Genomic DNA, 18,881 nt, shown 5'->3' on the forward strand with positions numbered 1-18,881 from the left:
CGCGGCTTCGAGTCGCGGCACCCAGTCGAAGGGTCACTCGCCGGCTAGCCGACGCAATCGCGCGACCTCGTCCATCAGTTCCAGCGCCAGTGCCGCGCCGGCCAGATTGACTCCCAGATCGCGCTGCAGGCGCTGGACGACCCTGACGCGATGCAGGGTCGCACCATAAAAACGCCACTGTTCGCGTTGGCGACCGTGGGGAACGATGACGCCCTCGTCGACCAGCTCGATGACCCATTCGGCATGTACCGTACAGGTTCGGCACAGGTCGCCCAGCGTCAGGACCGGCGTCTCGTCGAGATTGTCGGCCGGGACCCGGGTGAGATCGTGGATGGTCATGGTGTCTCCTCCGCCGTCGCCCTGGGATTGAAGTTCGCCACCGCTTCCAACTGGCGATAGGCCGCCTTGACATCGTCACTCGTCGCGGGCGGCAGTACGATCTTCAAGGCCACGTAGCAGTCGCCCGGTGGCTCGCCTGGAATGCCCCGGCCCTTGAGCCGCAGGCGCCGCCCATCCTGGGAATCCGCCGGGACTTTCAGCTCCACCGAGCCCTCGGGTAGCGCCACCGCGATCGTCGCGCCCAGCGCCGCTTCCCAGGGCGCCACGGGCAGGATCAGGGTGACGTCGCGCCCCTCCACCTGGTAGCGCCGGTGCGACTCGAACTCGATCTCCAGATAGAGATCGCCCGCCGGACCGCCGCCCATGCCGGGCTCCCCCTGGCCGGCCAGGCGAATTCGCTGGCCCTGTTTCACGCCCTTCGGAATCCGGACTTTCAAGGTCCGCTGGCGCGGTCGGACTCGTCCCTGCTCGTCGAGCTCGCCACTCTGCAGTGTGAGGGTGCGAACGGCACCGCGATAGGCATCCTCGAGCGCGATCGACACCTTGGCATGATGATCCTCCCCGCGCGCACGATACCGCCTGCCGCCGGGGTCGCCGCTCGAGCCCGTGAACCCCGGGCCCGGCCCTCGACGTTGACCGAACAGTGATTCGAAGAAATCGCTGAAGGCGGCGTGCTGCTCCTGGGAGTAGCCCTCCTGGGTATAACCGCCACCCCGAAACTCGAACCCGGCATCCCAGTCCGGTGGCGGGCTGAAGTCCTCGCCGGCCCGCTGGCCCTGGCCGACCCGATCGTAGGCAAGACGTTTCTCGGGATCCTTCAACACCTCGTAGGCTTCGCCGAGCTCCTTGAAGCGGGCATCGGCATCGGCTTCCTGACTGACGTCGGGGTGATACTTCCGCGCCAGTCTGCGATAGGCGCGCTTGATCTCGTCCTGGGCGGCGTCCCGCTCTACGCCCAGTACCGCATAGTAATCCTTGAACTCCATGCCGCACTCCCGGGAAACAGGTCGATGATCGGCCGCGTCTACATGCCGGCCGGTCACTACCGTTATAGCAGGATTCGCCGCCTCTCAGGCCTCTAGCCAGTATTACGCAAGCCGGCCGCGATACCCGCCATGGTCACCATCAGCGCCCGGGAAAGCTCCGGGGTGATCTCGCCCCGAGCATCCCGGTTGCGCTGCAGCAGCTCGGCCTGCAGACCATGGAGCGGATCGATATACGGGTTGCGCACCTCGATCGCCTGACGAATCAGCGGGGTATTCTCGAGCAGCTCACCCTGATCGAGTATCCGCAGCAGTACGGCCTCGAGATCGACCAGTCGCTGGCGCAGCGACTCGCCCAACCGGGTCAAGGCGGGGTCATCGACCAGACGCTTCTCGTAGTAGGCGGCGATGAGCGGATCCGACTTGGCCAGTAGCATCTCGAGCATGTCCAGGTAGGTGCCGAAGAACGGCCACTGCTCGCGCATCTCGCGCAGCCGGTCGAGCCCGCCCTGCTCCTCGAGCCGCTTCGCGAATGCCTCGCCGCTGCCGAGCCAGGCCGGAAGCATCAGCCGGGTCTGGGTCCAGGCGAAGATCCACGGGATCGCCCGCAGCGTTTCGATGCCGCCTTCCTGGCGTCGCTTGGCAGGGCGCGACCCCAGCGGCAGACGACCCAGCGCGCCCTCCGGCGTCACCGCGCGGAAATAGGGCACGAAATCCGGGTCCTCCCGCACGACGCCCACATAGGCACCGTGGGCAATGGCGGCCAGACGATCCATCTCCTCGCGCCACACTGGCCGAGGCGCGGGCGGCGGCAACAGCGTCGCCTCCAGCACCGCGCAGACATAGATCTCCATCGACCGCAGCGCGATATCGGGCTGACCGAACTTGAAACGGATCATTTCGCCCTGCTCGGTCACCCGCAGGCTGCCGTTCACCGACCCCGGCGGCTGCGACAGGATCGCGGCGTGGGCCGGACCGCCACCACGCCCGACGGTGCCACCGCGGCCATGGAACAGCGTCAACTCGACGCCGCCGTCGCGACACACCTCGACCAGCCGCTCCTGCGCCCGATACTGGGCCCAGGCCGCCGCCAGCTGACCGGCATCCTTGGCCGAATCCGAGTAGCCGATCATCACTTCCTGGTAATCGCCGGCGACCTCCCGATATCCCGGCAGTGCCAGCAGACGTTCGATCACGTCACCGGCCCGGTCCAGATCGTCCAGGGTCTCGAACAGCGGCGCGATGGGCAGGCGCACGCCGTTGCCGGCTTCCTTCATCAGCAGCGCCACCGCCAGCACGTCGGAGGGCTGCTGCGCCATCGAGATGATGTAGGTCCCAAGCGCCTGGCGATGCTCGCGTCCGATGACCGCGAAGGTGTCGAGCACCTCCCGCGTTTCGGCGGAGCACGCCCAGCGCGGCGGGATCAGCGGCCGCGGCGAGGTCAGCTCCTCGAGCAGGAACGCCTGACGGCGCTCTTCGTCCCACTCCCGATAGTTGCCGAGGTCGAGATATTGGGTCAGCTCCTCGAATACCTGGGCGTGGCGGGCGCCATCCTGGCGCACGTCGAGCTTGGCCAGGTTGACGCCGAATACCGCCACCCGTCGCAACGTATCCAGCAGCACGCCGTTGGCGATGGTCTCCAGGCCCACATCGCACAGCGAGCGGTGGCAGGCCAGCAGCGGCGCGAACAGTTGATCCCGCGTCTCGATGATCGCCGCTTCGGCGGGAACCTCCCCATCGAGCCGCGCTCGCGCCCACGCCCGGGTCGCCTCCAGCCGGGTCGACAACCGCTTCAGCAGTGCCCGATAAGGCTCCGGATCGTCGCCGACCTCGGCATGGAGCGCATCGTTCGCCTTCCACATCGACAGCTCGGCCTTGAGCTGCTCGAGATCGCGAAGATAGAGATCGGCCGCCATCCAGCGCCCCAGCAGCAGCACCTCCTCGGTCACGCTGGCGGTGACGTTGGGGTTGCCGTCGCGATCGCCCCCCATCCAGGAAGCGAAGCGGATCGGAGACGCCTCCAGCGGCAATCGCTCGCCGGCCTTCTCCATCAGCAGCGCATCCAGGTCGCGATGGAAGGTCGGCACCGCCTCCCACAGCGAATTCTCGATGACCGCGAACCCCCACTTCGCCTCGTCGACGGGGGTGGGGCGTTCATGCCGGATCTCGTCGGTGTGCCAGGACTGGGCGATCAGCTCCTCGAGCCTCCCCTGCGCACGCTGGAGTACTTCCGGCTCGTCGCCACTGTCCTCGATGATCTGCAGGCAGTGGTCGATGGCGTCGTATTTCTGAATCAGCGTGCGTCGAATGACTTCGGTGGGATGCGCGGTCAGCACCAGATCGATGCGCATGCCGGCAATCGCGTCCACCAGTTGACGGGGGGACTGGCCGGCGGACGTCGCACGTTGCAGCAGTTCGCCCAGATCGGGCTGGGTCCCGGGCTTGTAATCCTCGACGCGTCGAAAGCGTGCCCGGTAGTGCTGCTCGGCGATGTTGGATAAATTGAGAAACTGGTTGAAGGCGCGAGTCACCGGCAGCAATTCGCCCTCGGGCAGCGCCCGGAGGTAGTCGATCAGCTCGCGGCGGTCCGCCTCCTCGGCGCTCTGCCGCCCCTTCTTGGCCAAGGCACGGATTCGTTCGATCCGATCCACGAACTCGTCGCCCAGATCCTTGGCAATGGTCCTGCCCAGGCTATCTCCCAGCAGCCGGACATTGTCCCGCAACGATTCGTGCAGCGACGTTTCCTGTTCTGAACGCATGGTTTCCCTCCCGGAGTTGGCCGAACCGGCACGCCGACCGTCATGCGGATTGCCGGCGGTCCGACGGCGAAGATAGACCGCTCACTGCGTCAGCATAACGATCTGGAGGAAAGAATCGACCGGAACGGAAGCGACATTGGTCGTAAATTTACGACATGGACGAAATGCCTGTGCTGGCCTCTTCCTGTTTCGCCGCCTGCCAGTGGCGCTCCATCTCCTCCAGCGTGGCATCACCGGGGGCGGTGCCATCCCGTGCCAGCGCGTCCTCGACATGGCGGAAACGCCGCTCGAACTTGGCATTGGTACGGCGCAGTTGCTGCTCCGGATCGCACCCGAGCCGCCGGGCCAGATTGACGACGGCGAACAGCAGATCGCCGACCTCTTCCCGGGCGTGCGCCCGGTCGTCGTCGGCCAGCGCCGACTCGACCTCCGCCAGCTCCTCTCGGATCTTGTCGATGACGCCACGCTCGTCAGGCCAGTCGAAGCCTTCGCCGGCAGCTCGCTTGCTCAATTTGGCGGCACGGCTCAGCGCGGGCAGCGCCGTGGGGATGTCGTCCAGTGCCGAGAGCGGTTGCGAGGCGGCAGCAACGCGCGCCTCGCGCTCCTCGGCCTTGAGCGCTTCCCAGCGAGCCTTGACCCGGCTCTCGGCCACCGGCGGGGTCTTGCCGTCGCCCGCTTGGCGACGGGAATTCAGCGTGCCGTCCGGGAAGACATGGGGGTGACGTCGCAGCATCTTCGCCGTCAGGGTATGCACGATATCGTCGAAATCGAAGCGCCCTTCTTCTCTGGCGAACTGGCTGTAGTAGACCACCTGAAAAAGCAGGTCGCCCAGTTCGCCGGGAAGTTCGTCGAACGCTCGACGCTCGATGGCGTCGGCGACCTCGTAGGCCTCCTCCAGCGTATGGGGGACGATGGTGTCCCACGCCTGCTTGATATCCCAGGGACAACCGTGACGCGGATCCCTCAATACCGCCATCAACGTCAGCAGGTCATCGAGCGAGTGGCGGTCATCGTTCGGCGGTGTCGGGGCGTTGCTGTCCTGCATATTGGTTCCTATGCCTGTCCGTGGCCTTGCCGCAGCCGTTTGACGTCGATCACGTTGGGCAGCTGCTGGATACGCGAGAAAATGCGCTCGAGCGCTTCCAGCCCCTCGATCTCCAGCGTGATCCGCATCCGCGCGATGTTGTCGAGCTTGTCGGTCACGGTGTTGACGGAGGTCACGTTGACCCGATCGCTGGAGAGCACGTGAGTCACGTCGCGCAGCAGTCCGGAGCGATCCCACGCTTCGATCTCGATATCCACCGGATACTGGGTGCGCTCTTTCTGTCCCCATTCGACATCGACGATGCGCCTGGGCTCCTCGCTGCGGAGCTGGAGTACGTTGGGGCAGTCCTGACGATGGACGGTGACCCCGCGACCCTGGGTGATGTAGCCGATGATCTGATCGCCGGGCACTGGGTGGCAGCAATTGGCCATGGCCGTCTTGAGATTGCCGACGCCCAGCACGGTGATGCCATCGCTGGGTTCCTTGCCCTGATGCCGACGAGGCTTGGTCAGCAGACGATCGAGCTGCTCCTGGTCGTCGCTCTCGCCGAACAGCTGCTGGGCCTGATGCAGCACCTGGCCGATACGCAGGTCGCCGGCGCCGATGGCGGCGTACATGTCCTCCACCGAGGTGTAGTTGACCGCCCCCGCCAGCCGCTCGAGATCGACCCCGTCGATGTCGAGGCGACGAAATTCACGGTCGAAGATCGCCTTGCCCTCGTCGAGATTCTGCTCCCGCGCCTGCAGTTTGAACCAGGCCTGGATCTTGGATCGGGCGCGCGACGTGCGGACATAGCCGAGGTTGGGGTTGATCCAGTCCCGGCTCGGTGCGCTCTTCGTCGCGGTCAGGATCTCGACCTGCTGGCCGGTCTTGAGCAGATAGGTCAGCGGTACGATGCGGCCATCGACCTTGGCACCGCGGCAACGGTGGCCGATCTCGGTATGCACGCGATAGGCGAAATCGATCGGCGTCGCGACCTGCGGCATGTCGATGACATGGCCATCCGGGGTGAATACGTAGATCCGGTCCGGCGCCACGTCGCTCGCCAGCCCCTCCCGGAAATCGCCCACGTCGCCCACCTCCTCCTGCCACTCGAGCACCTGGCGAAGCCAGGCGATCTTCTCCTCGTACCCCCGGCTCTTGGCGTTGGTATCCATTCCCTTGTAACGCCAGTGCGCGCAGACGCCGAGTTCCGCCTCCTCGTGCATGGCGAAGGTGCGCACCTGGATCTCGAGCACCTTGTTCTCGGGGCCGATGACGGCCGTATGCAGCGACTGATAGCCGTTCTTCTTGGGGTTGGCGATGTAGTCGTCGAATTCGTTGGGGACGTGGTGCCAGCGTGAATGGACCACGCCGAGCGTGGTGTAGCAGTCGGCGATCTCGGGCACCAGGATACGCACCGCACGGACATCGTAGACCTGGGAAAAGTCGATGCGTTTGCGCTGCATCTTGCGCCAGATCGAATAGATGTGCTTTGCCCGGCCGTCGACCTGGTAGCGCAGGATTCCCTGGCGTTCGAGCAGCGTTTCGAGGGTTTCCACCACCTCGTGGATATAGCGGTCGCGATCGAGGCGCTTCTCCGCCAGTTGCTTCGCGATCGACTTGTATTCGGTTTCGTGCAGGTAGCGAAAGGCCAGGTCCTCGAGTTCCCACTTGACCTGACCAATGCCGAGCCGATGTGCCAGCGGCGCATAGATATCGAAGACCTCGCGCGCGACGCGCAGGCGCTTCTCCCGCGAGGCATCCTTGACCTGCCGCAACATGCAGGTGCGCTCGGCGATCTTGATCAGCGCGACGCGAACGTCGTCGACCATGGTCACCAGCATCTTGCGCAGGTTGTCCTGCTGGTTGTGCTGTGACAGCCCGTGCTTGGGGGCCTGCAGTTGACTGATCGCGGCCATGCTGAGCACGCCCTCGATCAGCTTGGCGACCTCCTCCCCCATCTGCTTGGCAACGCTCTCCAGGCTCAGCAGACCACGGCGGACGCCGCGATAGAGAATCGCGGCCTCCAGCGTCTGCTGGTCCAGCTTGAGCTGGCTGAGGATGTCGGCCATTTCCAGGCCGGTCAACAGCGTCTGGTCGGCGAGCGCCTCGTTACCCTGGATGTCCCGCTCGCTGGCCCGCAGGGCCAGTTGGCAGGCCTGAAGGATACGCCCGGGATCTCGCAGTTCGACCTCTTGCTGCAGCCGCTTCACCCACAGATCCAGATCGACACTGCCATCATCGACCAGCGGTTCGCTTTCTCGCACCTTCACCATGCTAGTGCCTGCCTCCCGAAGCTGGAGTGTCGTGGTCTTCGTTTCGACGCCTTGGCCGCCCGGAACGGGCTGGCCGTTCGAACAACGCGAGTGATTCCAGATGTGCCGTGTGGGGGAACATGTCGGCCATCGCCAGGCGCGACAGCACGAAACCGCCGGCCAGCAAGAGAGCCGCGTCCCGCGCCAGCGACGCTGGGTCGCAGGAGACGTAAGCCACCCGCATCACGCCACTCTCCGCCAATCGTCGGCAGATCGCGCTGGCTCCCTCGCGCGGCGGATCCAGCAGCACCGTGTCGTGCTCGGCGATCAAGGTGTCCACCGCCTCGCCGGGATCACTGAGATCGGCCTGCAAGGCATCGACATCGAGACCGTTCAGTCTGGCATTGTCCCGCAGGCGTTCGACCATCGCATTGCTACCTTCGACAGCGGTGATCCTGGCAGCGTCCTCGGCCAGGGCCAGCGAGAAGTTGCCGATGCCGGCGAACAGGTCGAGCAGGGAGTCGTCATGCGCCAGCGCCAGCCAGTCCCGAAGGGTGTCGATCAGCCGCTGGTTGATGTGGGCATTGACCTGCAGGAAGTCCCCCGGCGCCAGCGCCAGCGATATGGGCCGGCGAGACCCGAACACGGTCGTGACCAGTCGCGGCTGGTCGCTCAGCCAGACCAGTTCGGTCGCCTTCCGCCCCCGGCGAACGGCACAGGCCAACGCCTCGCGCTCCGCGAACGCGCGCCAGCGGTGCTCGTCCTCCGGTACATGGCGCAGCTGACGGATGACCAAGGTGACGACCTCGGCATCGGTCAGCAGCAGCTCGAGATGGCCGACGTGACGCGGCGCCTCGAGCGTCTCGAGCTGAGCCCGCAGTCGCGGCAGCAGTCTCGCCAGGGCAGGCGCCAGCACGTGGCAGCTGTCGATGTCGACCAGCTGTTCGCTGCCCCGCGCGCGAAAGCCGAGATGGACTCGGCCCTGGGCGTCGCATTTGACCCCGAGCCTGGCCCGGCGCCGGTAGCCGGCGTCGTCGCCCTGCAATATCGCCACGTCCTCCGGGGCATCGATTCCCTGGCGTCCGAGCAGATCGATCAGCACCTCGCGCTTGTGCTCGCGCTGCCCGGCAACGCTCAAGTGCTGGAGATCGCACCCGCCGCAGCGTGTCGCATGGATGCAGGGCGGTTCGACGCGCGTCGCGGCATCGCTGAGTCGCTCGCGGACATGCGCCTCGTCATAGCGCTTGCGCTGGCGGTGTATCGCCACCTCGACCCGCTCTCCCGGCAGCGCGGCATCGACGAATACCGTCTTGCCTTCCCCGTCGCGCGCGACGCCACGCCCGTCGTGGGCCAGCCGCTCGATCACCAGCGTGCCCGCTTCCGCAGCCACCGCGGGAGCGGGTGACGGCGCCTGACGCTCCCGGCGCACGGCCGGCGTTCGCCTCTTTCCCAGCATCGCCATGGTCAGGCTTCCGGCGCGTAGAGGCCGGTGGACAGATAACGGTCGCCGCGGTCACACACGATGAACACGATGACGGCGTTGTCGACTCGCTCGGCGACCCGCAATGCGCCCGCCAGGGCACCGCCGGAGGAGACGCCAGCGAGAATGCCCTCTTCCCGCGCCAGCCGGCGCATGTGTTCCTCGGCCTCCTGCTGGCCGATATCGAGTACGCTGTCGACCCGCTGCGGTTCGAAGATGTCGGGGAGGTAGGCTTCCGGCCAGCGTCGAATGCCGGCAATGCTGGCGCCATCGGCCGGCTGCAGGCCAACGATCTGGATCGAGGGATTGCGCTCCTTCAGATAGCGCGAGGTGCCCATGATGGTACCGGTGGTGCCCATGGCACTGACGAAGTGCGTGATACGCCCCGCGGTCTGCTCCCACAATTCAGGGCCTGTGGTGCGGTAGTGCGCCAGAGGGTTGTCGGGGTTGGCGAACTGGTTGAGCGGCTTGCCTTCTCCCCGGGCGATCATCTCGTCTGCCAGGTCCCGGGCGCCCTCCATGCCCGCCTCCTTGCTGACGCCGATCAGCCTGGCACCGTAGGCCGCCATGGCCTGCTTGCGCTCGCTCGAGGCGTTGTCCGGCATGATCAGGACCATTTGGTAACCCATCACCGCCGCCGCCATGGCCAGTGCAATGCCGGTATTGCCGGAGGTCGCCTCGATCAGCGTGTCGCCCGGAGAGATGTCGCCGCGGGCCTCCGCCTCGCGGAGCATGGACAGCGCCGGTCGATCCTTGACCGAGCCAGCGGGGTTGTTGCCTTCCAGCTTGGCCAGAATCGTGTTGTCGCGTCCGGCGGAGATACGCGCGAGTCGGACCAGCGGCGTATTGCCGACGGTCTGCGCAAGCGTGGGGAATGCCATAGTGAGTGTCCTAGAGCCAGAGCCTGAACGTTTTCGGTCCGCAAACCGATGAGAGAGAGTGACGACAGTATATCGAAGCCGGCGGGGGACATGACAGCACTCCCCATCTGGTCATCGCGGCTTCGGCAATGCTATGACACGATGTCGAAGCCATTTTTTACACCATGATCGACTGAGGTTACGACAGACGCTACGGTTTTGACCGTGTTCGCCGATAGAATCGATTGGGAACGCAAAGGCTTCGGAATACTCATGGCTTCACGCTGGCTGATCACTCTCTCGCTGCTGCTATCGGCGCTGCTGCTCGGCATCACCGGGTGGCACGCGTGGGACTGGCATCGGGCCAATGACCAGATGCTCTCTCGACGCCTGCAGAGCATCAATCGTGTGTTCACGCCGTCGCTGGCCGAAGCCGCGCAGAATGAAGACATCGCGCGGGTCCACCAACTGCTGGATCGCCTGACCGATGATCCGGCGATCGTCAACGCCACCTTGCGGGATGACAGCGGCGCCTCGCGAGACTTCACCGGCTCCGCGCCTCCCGCGCCGCTGGCGACGCTTCCGGCGACCCCGATGTCCTGGCACGAGAATGGCATGCAACGATGGATACAACCGCTGGGCGACTTCCTGGCGCAACCATCTTCACGCAGTTACTGGCTGGACCTGACCCTCGACCCTTCCAGAGCCAGCAAGTATTCGCAAAGCCCTCTGCCCACCTTGATGCCGATGCTGTCGCTGCTGCTGCTGATACCCGCGGCACTGGCCTGGCGGCGCTCGTCACGCGCAGCGAGACACGCCCGAAGCATCCCGGAATCCGACCAGGCGACGTCAGCCGACAATGCCGAGCCTCTCCCGAAAGCCCGCGAGGAGAGCGACCTGACCTACATGAGTCATGAGCTGCGCGCGCCACTCTCCGGTCTGCTCGGCTTTTGTCGTCTGCTGGAAAACAGTCCTCTCGACGCGCAGCAGCGCGAATGGCTGCGCCATATTCACCTGGCATCCAATGGTCTGCTGGACACCGTCGACCATGTACTGGGAGATCCCCGCCGCTGTCGGACCAACAACGTGTTCGATATCGCCGAGGTGCTGTGGGAAGTCCTCTGCCTCCAGACACCGCTGGCGCAGGCCAGGCGAATCACCCTTCTCGCCATCGTCTATGACGATGTTCCGCCCCGGCTCGTCGGTGCCGACGTCGCCGTGCGTCAACTGCTGACCAACCTGGTCAACAACGCCATCAAGTATGGCGGCGAAGGTGACGTCGTCACGCGCATCGTGCTCGAGAGCCGAGAAGGCAGCGCCGTGAGACTACGACTGAGCGTAAGCGATGGCGGCAACGCCGCCCCCGCCCACCGTGAGCGGCTGCGCCGGCTGATCGCGCAAGGCGAAACTCGCTCCGCCAACGCCGAGGATGGCGTGGGTCTCGCCATCTGCCATCGTCTGGCGGGGGAGCTGGACGGCTCTCTGGCGCTGGGTGAGCGCCGGGGCGGGAGCCAGACGATCGTTTCCCGACTCGGGTTTGAGGCCTGCGAACCCTACGTTCGACCGGCAGAGTTCGATCTCGGAGGCGCCAGGATCGGTATTTGGCAACCTCACACGCGCCTGGCCCATCTGCTGGACTACGCCCTGAGACGCTGGCACGCACTGCCGAGCGCCATTGCCACGGCGGACGCCTTGTCGTCCGCGGGTGACACGAGTCAGCTGCTCATCGTCGGCATCGACGAAAGCGCACTCGCCGCCGCCACCCGGGACCTCTGGCAACAACGCTTCGACGCCATTTCCCAACCCTGCCTGGTGATCGCCAATCTGGCGCCGACGCAGGCCCTGGACTGGCGACTCCCGAAGGGAAGCGTCGTGCTCAGACTGCCGATCTCCCGCTACATGCTGGGCCGCACCCTGGCCAAGATGCTCGCGGAAAGTCGCCAGCAAGCCATGCCATCCCGTCCTCGCGTGCTGGTCGTCGACGACGACGAGGTCTCGCAGCACTACCTCGACGCGGTGCTGCCGATCATTGGCGCCAATGTGGTAGTGGCCGGCACCGCGGCAGAGGCCGTCGCCATCGCCTCGGAAACCTCGATCGACCTGGTGCTGATGGATCTTCATCTGCCGGACGCCAGCGGCTACGAGGCCGCGGACCGCCTGCGGCGCTTGAGCGCGGCCTGGGCCCGCACGCCCGTCGTCGCCATGACAGCCGGCCGAGACGCCCATGGCCACGACGTGGTTGCGAACGACGGAGTCACCGAGGTGCTGACCAAGCCGCTGGACGAACGCCTGCTGCGGGAGGTACTGGCGAGGTATCTGCCCCTTACCGAATCGTCGAATACTGACCCGCAACCGGACACGGACACGGACACGGCGAAAATCACGCCCGGTATTGCCGATCCGGAACAGGCGGGGGAAGCTGCCGGCTTACCGGCTCCGAATTCCCTGTCTCATGCCGGCGACCTACCGGTCGTCGACAAGGCACAGGCCCGGGAGCGCAGCGGCGGTCGCGAGGCGCTCGTCATGGAAATGATGGCCTTGCTGATCGCGGAGCTGCCAAGGCACTGCCAGGAACTGCACGCAGCCTGGCAAGGGCGTGATGTCGCCCTGCTGCGGGAGCGAGTCCATCAGCTCGGAGGCGGCTGTCGCTACTGCGGCGTCCCGCAACTCGCGGCGGCTTGCGACGAATTGGAGCAGCGCTGTCGTCATGGCGCCATTGAGGAATGCGAAGAGGCGTTTCGTGAATTGATAGCGGCTTGCGATCGCCTGATCCTGTGGGCCGAGGACCAGGCATTCACCGACATCAGCTGACAGCGCTATCCATGGTCGTGGTCGTGGTCTTGATCGAAAGATTCGATCTGGGCGATTAGCCCCGATTCCTGGCCCGCCACCATCAGCCGCTTCATCTCCCCCACGGCCTCCTTGAGCCCGACGAACAGCGCGCGGGCGATGATCGCGTGGCCGATGTTGAGCTCGTGAATGCCAGGAATCGCCGCGACGGTTTCGACGTTGTGATAATGAAGCCCATGTCCGGCGTTCACCACCAAGCCCAGTTCACTCGCGAACTCTGCCGCCGCCGTCAGCCGCGCGTACTCGAGACGACGTGCATCGCCTGTCGCCTCCGCGTAGGCTCCGGTGTGCAACTCGACCACGGGCGCGCCCACCTCGAACGACGCCTGAATCTGCGCAGGCTCGGGGTCGATGAACAGCGACACCTGGCAGCCCGCCGCCCGCAACCGCTCGCAGGCGCTGGCGACCGTATCGCGATTGGCTACCACATCCAGCCCACCCTCGGTCGTCAGCTCTTCCCGCTTTTCCGGCACCAGGCAGACATCCGCCGGCTTCAATCGCTCGGCGAGCGCGACCATCTCTTCGGTGACGGCCATCTCCAGGTTCATGCGGGTGTTGAGAACTGCCGAGATCAGTTCGACATCCCGCTCCTGGATATGGCGTCTGTCCTCGCGCAGATGCAGGGTGATACCGTCAGCACCGGCCTCCTCGGCCAGCAGCGCCGCCTGGACCGGATCGGGATAGCGGGTGCCGCGAACCTGACGTAACGTCGCGACATGGTCGATGTTGACCCCCAGTTGAATACGAGTAGCGATCATGAACTGGAACTCCTTGAAGCGGTAAAGAGAGGATAAGAGGACCCAGGTCGAGGACACTATTCACGTCCCGGCGATACCCAGGGGTCAGGTACGCCCCTGACGACGGCGCTCACTGAGTCGCTGCATCAGTTCCCGGGAACGTAATGGCTGATGACCGATCAGCGGCGCCAGCGCCGCCCGGGTCAGCGCCTTGCTCAGGCCAGCCAGTCCGGGTGCCTCCCAGTCGCCACGGGCCAGCAGTTTGAGACTGCGGCCGTCCCAACCGGGCTGTTGCCCGCCAACGGGGGTGAAACGGCGACTCTCGGCGATATAGGTATAACGCGTAGAGGGGTCGAGCGGGCTGTCGTCCATCTCGAGAAAGATCGGTTCGGCGTCCAGTGTCTCGAGCAGCGTGATCTCGAGACGCCTGAGGCTGGTGGCACGCTCGGCCGGCCGGGTGAGCCGTTCGATCGTCCAGGCGTAGATGGCGAAGAGATCGCTCGTCGGCAACCCGACCGGCAGCGCTCGCATCAGCAGTTCATTGGCGTAGAGTCCGCAGAGCAAGCCTTCACCGGCCAGCAACACGGCGCTCTGGGTGGTCTCCATCATCCGCAGACGCTTGAGATCGCTGTCGCCGACCCAGGTCAGATGCAGCGGCGCGAACGGCTGCAGCTTGGCGCGGGACTTGCTCCCCGCCCGCTGTACTCCCTGGGCGACGGCGCGAACGTGACCGTGCTCCAGAGTAATGACATCCACCAGGGCGCTGGTTTCCCGATAGGGCCGCTTGTGCAGCAGATAAGCCGGCTGGGGCGTCATTGCCAAGGCCTCTTGAGAGGAGAGCGCAAATCCCTGCTCGAGTCAGTTCGTCGATCGAGAGATCGACGGGTCAGTCGAGATTGTAGCCAAGGCTCTTCAGCGCCCGGTCATCGTCCGACCAGCCGCGCTTGACCTTGACCCACAGGTTGAGCATGACCTTGCTGTCGAAAGCCCGCTCCATCTCCTGGCGCGCCTCGATACCGATCTTCTTGATCCGCTCCCCCTTGTCGCCGATCAGAATCTTCTTCTGACCCTGGCGTTCGACCAGCATCAACGCGCTGATGTGGATGACCTTGCCCTCATCACGGAACTCCTCGATCTCGACGGTCATCTGATAGGGCAGTTCGTCTCCCAACTGGCGCATGACCTTCTCGCGAACCAGTTCGGCGGCAAGAAACCGCTGACTCTTGTCGGTGATCTGGTCGTCCGGGAAGTAGTGCACTCCTTCCGGCAGACGCTTGGCGACCTCGCCCTCGAGTTCCGGCACGTTGGTACCGTGCTTGGCCGAGATCGGCAGGATAGCGGCAAACTCGCGCCTGGCGGAGAGCGACTCCAGCCACGGCAGCAATGTCGTCTTGTCCTCGAGCCAATCGACCTTGTTGACCGCCAGGATCACCGGCGCTTCCACGTGGGTGAGCTTGTCGAGGACGACCTGGTCCTCTTCCGTCCAGCGGGTACGATCGACCAGGAAGACCACGCAATCGACATCGCGCAGTGCCTGGGTGGCCGCCTGGTTCATGAACCGGTTGATCGCCTTGTTGCGATCGCGGGTCTGCAGATGGATACCGGGAGTGTCGACGTAGATGAACTGCGCCTCATCTATCGTCTTGATGCCCATGACCTGATGGCGCGTGGTTTGCGGACGCCGGGAGGTGATGGAGATCTTCTGCCCCAGGATGCGGTTCATCAGCGTCGATTTACCCACGTTGGGCCGCCCGACGATGGCGACGAAACCACAGCTCTGTGTCATTGGCGCTTGCCCTTTGATGGTTCGAGTCTGGACAACGCAAGCTCGGCGGCTTGCTGTTCGGCGATTCGCCGGCTGGAGCCTTCACCCAGCGTCGGCGACTCGGCGAGCATGGAGACATGGCATTCGACGCTGAACGTCTGGGCATGTGCCTCGCCCTCCACCGAAATCACCTCGTATCGGGGTAGCGCCTGTTGGCGAGACTGCAGGAACTCCTGAAGCCGGGTCTTGGGATCTTTCTGGGTATTGTGCAGATCGATCGCTTCCAGCCGGGTCCCGAACCAGGCCAGCACCCGGCTACGGGCCACGTCCATGCCGGCATCGAGATAGATCGCACCGATCACCCCTTCCAGCGCATCGGCCAGGATGGAGTCGCGCCGATGGCCGCCGCTCTTCATCTCTCCCGATCCCAGCCGCAGGCACTCCCCCAGCTCGAACTCACGCGCCACTACCGCGAGGGTCTGGCCTTTGACCAGCCCGGCTCGCAGGCGCGACAGTTGACCTTCACGCGCCGCCGGAAAGCGCTTGAACAGCGCCTCGCCGATCACGAAATTGACGATCGAGTCGCCCAGAAACTCGAGCCGCTCATTGTTGGCGCCACCCACGCTACGATGCGTCAGCGCCAGTTCCAGCAGCGTCGGATCACGGAAATCGTGGCCGATACGACGACTGAAGCCTTGCAGAGGATCACTCACGTCATTCCCATTGAGTCGTTGTCTTTGAAACGAAGAGCCGCTGTATCCGCAGCAAGGCGGGCGCGGGAACGCCCCGTCGCCCGCCGTGCGGATCCTGCCGCCGACCAGCAAGCCCAAAGCCGGGCTTCAAGCGGCCCGGCCCGAGATCGATGGCAAGTTATATAAGAATCAGTTTATCTGGCGTACCGTACTGAAGCTAGGCAATCCGCCATCCCAGTGCATCCAGACCGCAAACGCCTTGCCGACGATATTCTTCTCCGGCACGAAACCCCAGTAGCGGCTGTCATTGGAGTGATCGCGGTTGTCGCCCATCATGAAATATTCATGGTCGGGCACCACGATTTCCCGCATCTGCGGGCCGGGGCTCTGCGGGTTGTTGAAGATACGGTGGTCGACATCGCCGAGATGCTCTTCGAACAGCTCCTCCCCAGGCGCCTCGGCGGGATCGGAGTCGGTCAACGACTTGGGCACCGGCTTGCCGTTGATGTAGAGCTGCTTGTTCTCGTAACGAATACGATCGCCGGGCAGACCGATGACCCGCTTGATGAAGTTGACCGAGGGATCCTCGGGGAACCGGAACACCATGACATCACCGCGCTGGGGCTCTCCGACATCCGCGATTTCGGTATTGACGACCGGCAGGCGCAGACCGTAGGCGAACTTGTTGACCAGGATGAAATCACCGATTTCCAGGGTCGGGCGCATGGAACCGGAAGGAATCTGGAAGGGCTCGATGACGAAGCTACGCACTACCAGGACGATCAGCAGCACCGGGAAGAAGGAGCGGGCGTAGTCGACCGGCCAGGGGTCCTTGTAGCCTGCCGACTTCTCATTACCCTGCGCTTCGGCGGCCGCCTGCTGGCGCTGGCGACGGGAACGACGCCAAAACAGGCTGTCCAACAGCCAGACGAGCCCCGTGATGGCGACAGCCAACACCAGTAACAACGAAAAATCCATGAAATGTTTTTCCTACTCGTTCACTTTGAGAACGGCGAGGAACGCATCCTGGGGGATTTCGACCCGACCCACCTGCTTCATGCGTTTCTTGCCGGCTTTCTGCTTCTCCAGCAGTTTCTTCTTGCGCGTGGTGTCACCGCCATAGCATTTGGCGGTCACGTTCTTGCGCAGCGCCTTGACCGTGGATCGCGCGACGACGCTGCCGCCGATCGTCGCCTGAACCGCCACGTCGAACATCTGGCGGGGAATCAGCTCCTTCATCTTGTCGACCAGAATGCGGCCGCGAGAATGGGCGTGATCGCGGTGGATGATCACCGCCAGCGCATCGACGCGCTCCCCATTGATGAGAATATCCAGGCGCACCAGTTTGGCCGCGTCGAATCGCTCGAAGCTGTAATCGAGCGAGGCGTAGCCCTTGGAGATCGACTTGAGTCGATCGAAGAAGTCCATGACGACCTCAGCCATCGGCAGTTCGTAGACGAGCTGCATCTGGCTGCCGAGCACCTGCATGTCGAGCTGGACCCCACGGCGGTTGACGCATTCCGAGATGACGTTGCCCACGTACTCCTGCGGGACCAGAATGGTGGCGCGCACGATCGGCTCGCGCATCTCCGACACGTTGGCCATGTCCGGCAGTTTCGACGGGTTGGAAATGGTCACCAGGTCGCCGTTGTCCATCAGGATTTCGTAATTGACCGTGGGCGCCGTGGTCAGCAGGTCGATGTCGTATTCGCGCTCCAGGCGCTCCTGGACGATCTCCATGTGCAGCGTGCCCAGGAAGCCGACGCGGAACCCGAACCCGAGCGCATCGGAGTTCTCCGGCACGTAGTCGAGCGAGGCATCGTTGAGGGCCAGCTTCTCGAGCGCGTCACGAAAGTCCTCGTAGTCGTCGGAGCTGACAGGGAACATGCCGGCGTAGACCTGCGGCTTCACTTTCTGGAAACCGGGCAGGCGTGGCACGTCCTTGGTCTTGGTGTGGGTAATGGTATCGCCGACCGGGGCGCCCTGGATGTCCTTGATCCCGGCGATGACGAACCCCACCTCTCCTGCCCGCAGAATGCCGGTGGAGTTCTGCTTGGGGGTGAAGTAACCGATATCGGTCACCTCCCAGTCCCGGCCGGTCGACTTCATCTGGATCTTGTCGCCCTTCTTCAGCGTGCCGTCGAACAGACGTACCAGCGACACGACGCCCTGATAGTTGTCGAACCAGGAGTCGATGATCAGTGCCTGCAGATGCCCCTCGCGATCTCCCTTGGGAGGCGGAATGTCCCGAACCAGGCGCTCGAGCAACAGATCGATGTTGAGGCCGCTCTTGGCCGAGACGCGCACGGCGTCATGCGCCTCGAGGCCGATGATCTCCTCGATCTCGTGGGCGACTTTATCCGGGTCGGCCTGGGGCAGGTCCATCTTGTTGAGCACCGGGAGCACTTCGAGATTCTGCTCGATGGCGGTGTAGCAGTTGGCGACCGATTGGGCCTCGACGCCCTGGGCGGCATCGACCACCAGCAGCGCCCCTTCACAGGCGTAGAGCGAACGCGACACCTCGTAGGAGAAGTCGACATGGCCCGGCGTGTCGATGAAGTTGAGCTGGTAGGTATTACCGTCCTGGGCGTGATAGTCGAGCGTGACCGACTGCGCCTTGATGGTAATGCCGCGCTCGCGCTCGAGATCCATCGAGTCGAGCACCTGCTCCTTCAACTCACGCTCCGTCAACCCGCCGCAGAACTGGATGATGCGGTCGGCGAGCGTGGACTTGCCGTGATCGATGTGGGCGATGATCGAAAAATTCCGTATGTACTTGAGATCAGTCGAGTTTTCGTCTTTTGACATCAAATGAAACCTAGGGTGTGTACGCAGCCCTGTACATAGAATTTTTCTTGCCGGCGAGCTGGTAGGAAAACGATGGCCGGCATTGTAGCGCGCCGACGCATCAATGTCGTCAAACGCCAGTACACGGCTATCAACCAGCCATACCCTCCATGCGGGCGAAGTTCTTTTTGAACCCATGTAGCGAACTGGGATGGCGAGGTTTGGTTCATTGCCGCGCGACGCAGATCGCAGACGGTCATCGCCACAGCCTCACCCCGCTACGGTGCAAAACGCACCATTCCGCATCAAAAAGTTTCGTTGTAAAACCGTGAAAAGCCTCAGCAACG

14 protein-coding genes are annotated in these 18,881 nt (G+C 64.2%); 1 reads left to right on the top strand and 13 read right to left on the bottom strand.

Features of this window, described 5'->3' with window-relative positions:
* Positions 1 to 33: 33 nt before the first annotated feature.
* From DOM56_RS12425 to cysM, 7 genes are all read right to left on the bottom strand, one after another.
* Entirely contained in the window at positions 34 to 339 is a 306-nt protein-coding gene (locus tag DOM56_RS12425; RefSeq protein WP_110709148.1) for a chaperone modulator CbpM, read from the bottom strand.
* Positions 336 to 1,325 carry a DnaJ C-terminal domain-containing protein gene (locus DOM56_RS12430; protein WP_110709150.1) on the bottom strand — a complete coding sequence of 330 codons (990 nt, stop codon included), beginning with the start codon at positions 1,323 to 1,325 and terminating at the stop codon, positions 336 to 338. Before DOM56_RS12430 ends, DOM56_RS12425 begins: the two co-directional genes overlap by 4 nt.
* A 92-nt stretch (positions 1,326 to 1,417) precedes the next feature.
* Positions 1,418 to 4,081, bottom strand: coding sequence for a phosphoenolpyruvate carboxylase (gene ppc / locus DOM56_RS12435; protein WP_110709152.1), 2,664 nt, complete (start codon positions 4,079 to 4,081; stop codon positions 1,418 to 1,420).
* Positions 4,082 to 4,229: 148 nt separating this feature from the next.
* Entirely contained in the window at positions 4,230 to 5,126 is an 897-nt protein-coding gene (gene mazG, locus DOM56_RS12440) for a nucleoside triphosphate pyrophosphohydrolase (protein ID WP_110709154.1), read from the bottom strand.
* An 8-nt stretch (positions 5,127 to 5,134) separates the two neighbouring features.
* On the bottom strand, positions 5,135 to 7,384 hold the full coding sequence (gene relA / locus DOM56_RS12445) for a GTP diphosphokinase (RefSeq protein ID WP_110709156.1): 2,250 nt from the start codon (positions 7,382 to 7,384) through the stop codon (positions 5,135 to 5,137).
* Between the two features lies 1 nt (position 7,385).
* Positions 7,386 to 8,825, bottom strand: coding sequence for a 23S rRNA (uracil(1939)-C(5))-methyltransferase RlmD (gene rlmD / locus DOM56_RS12450; RefSeq protein WP_110709158.1), 1,440 nt, complete (start codon positions 8,823 to 8,825; stop codon positions 7,386 to 7,388).
* Positions 8,826 to 8,827: 2 nt separating this feature from the next.
* Entirely contained in the window at positions 8,828 to 9,724 is an 897-nt protein-coding gene (gene cysM / locus DOM56_RS12455) for a cysteine synthase CysM (RefSeq protein ID WP_110600043.1), read from the bottom strand.
* A 252-nt stretch (positions 9,725 to 9,976) separates the two neighbouring features.
* Here cysM and DOM56_RS12460 point away from each other — a divergent pair, with 252 nt between their 5' ends.
* Entirely contained in the window at positions 9,977 to 12,514 is a 2,538-nt protein-coding gene (locus tag DOM56_RS12460) for a response regulator (protein ID WP_157958228.1), read from the top strand.
* Positions 12,515 to 12,519: 5 nt separating this feature from the next.
* Here the strand turns inward: DOM56_RS12460 and pdxJ are convergent, their stop codons facing one another.
* The 6 genes from pdxJ to lepA form a co-directional block, all read right to left on the bottom strand.
* On the bottom strand, positions 12,520 to 13,311 hold the full coding sequence (pdxJ, locus tag DOM56_RS12465) for a pyridoxine 5'-phosphate synthase (protein WP_110709163.1): 792 nt from the start codon (positions 13,309 to 13,311) through the stop codon (positions 12,520 to 12,522).
* A gap of 84 nt (positions 13,312 to 13,395) precedes the next feature.
* The gene (gene recO / locus DOM56_RS12470) at positions 13,396 to 14,106 is read right to left on the bottom strand and encodes a DNA repair protein RecO (RefSeq protein ID WP_110709165.1); all 711 of its coding nucleotides are present in this window, start codon (positions 14,104 to 14,106) and stop codon (positions 13,396 to 13,398) included.
* A 70-nt stretch (positions 14,107 to 14,176) separates the two neighbouring features.
* Entirely contained in the window at positions 14,177 to 15,076 is a 900-nt protein-coding gene (gene era, locus DOM56_RS12475; RefSeq protein WP_110709167.1) for a GTPase Era, read from the bottom strand.
* Entirely contained in the window at positions 15,073 to 15,768 is a 696-nt protein-coding gene (gene rnc / locus DOM56_RS12480; protein WP_110600053.1) for a ribonuclease III, read from the bottom strand. Before rnc ends, era begins: the two co-directional genes overlap by 4 nt.
* Positions 15,769 to 15,936: 168 nt before the next feature.
* The gene (lepB, locus tag DOM56_RS12485; RefSeq protein ID WP_110709170.1) at positions 15,937 to 16,725 is read right to left on the bottom strand and encodes a signal peptidase I; all 789 of its coding nucleotides are present in this window, start codon (positions 16,723 to 16,725) and stop codon (positions 15,937 to 15,939) included.
* A gap of 12 nt (positions 16,726 to 16,737) precedes the next feature.
* Positions 16,738 to 18,555, bottom strand: a complete 1,818-nt coding sequence (lepA, locus tag DOM56_RS12490) for a translation elongation factor 4 (RefSeq protein ID WP_110709172.1) — start codon at positions 18,553 to 18,555, stop codon at positions 16,738 to 16,740.
* Positions 18,556 to 18,881: the final 326 nt, after the last annotated feature.

The organism is Salinicola sp. CR57, from assembly GCF_003206585.1.
Taxonomy (GTDB): Bacteria; Pseudomonadota; Gammaproteobacteria; order Pseudomonadales; family Halomonadaceae; genus Salinicola; species Salinicola lusitanus.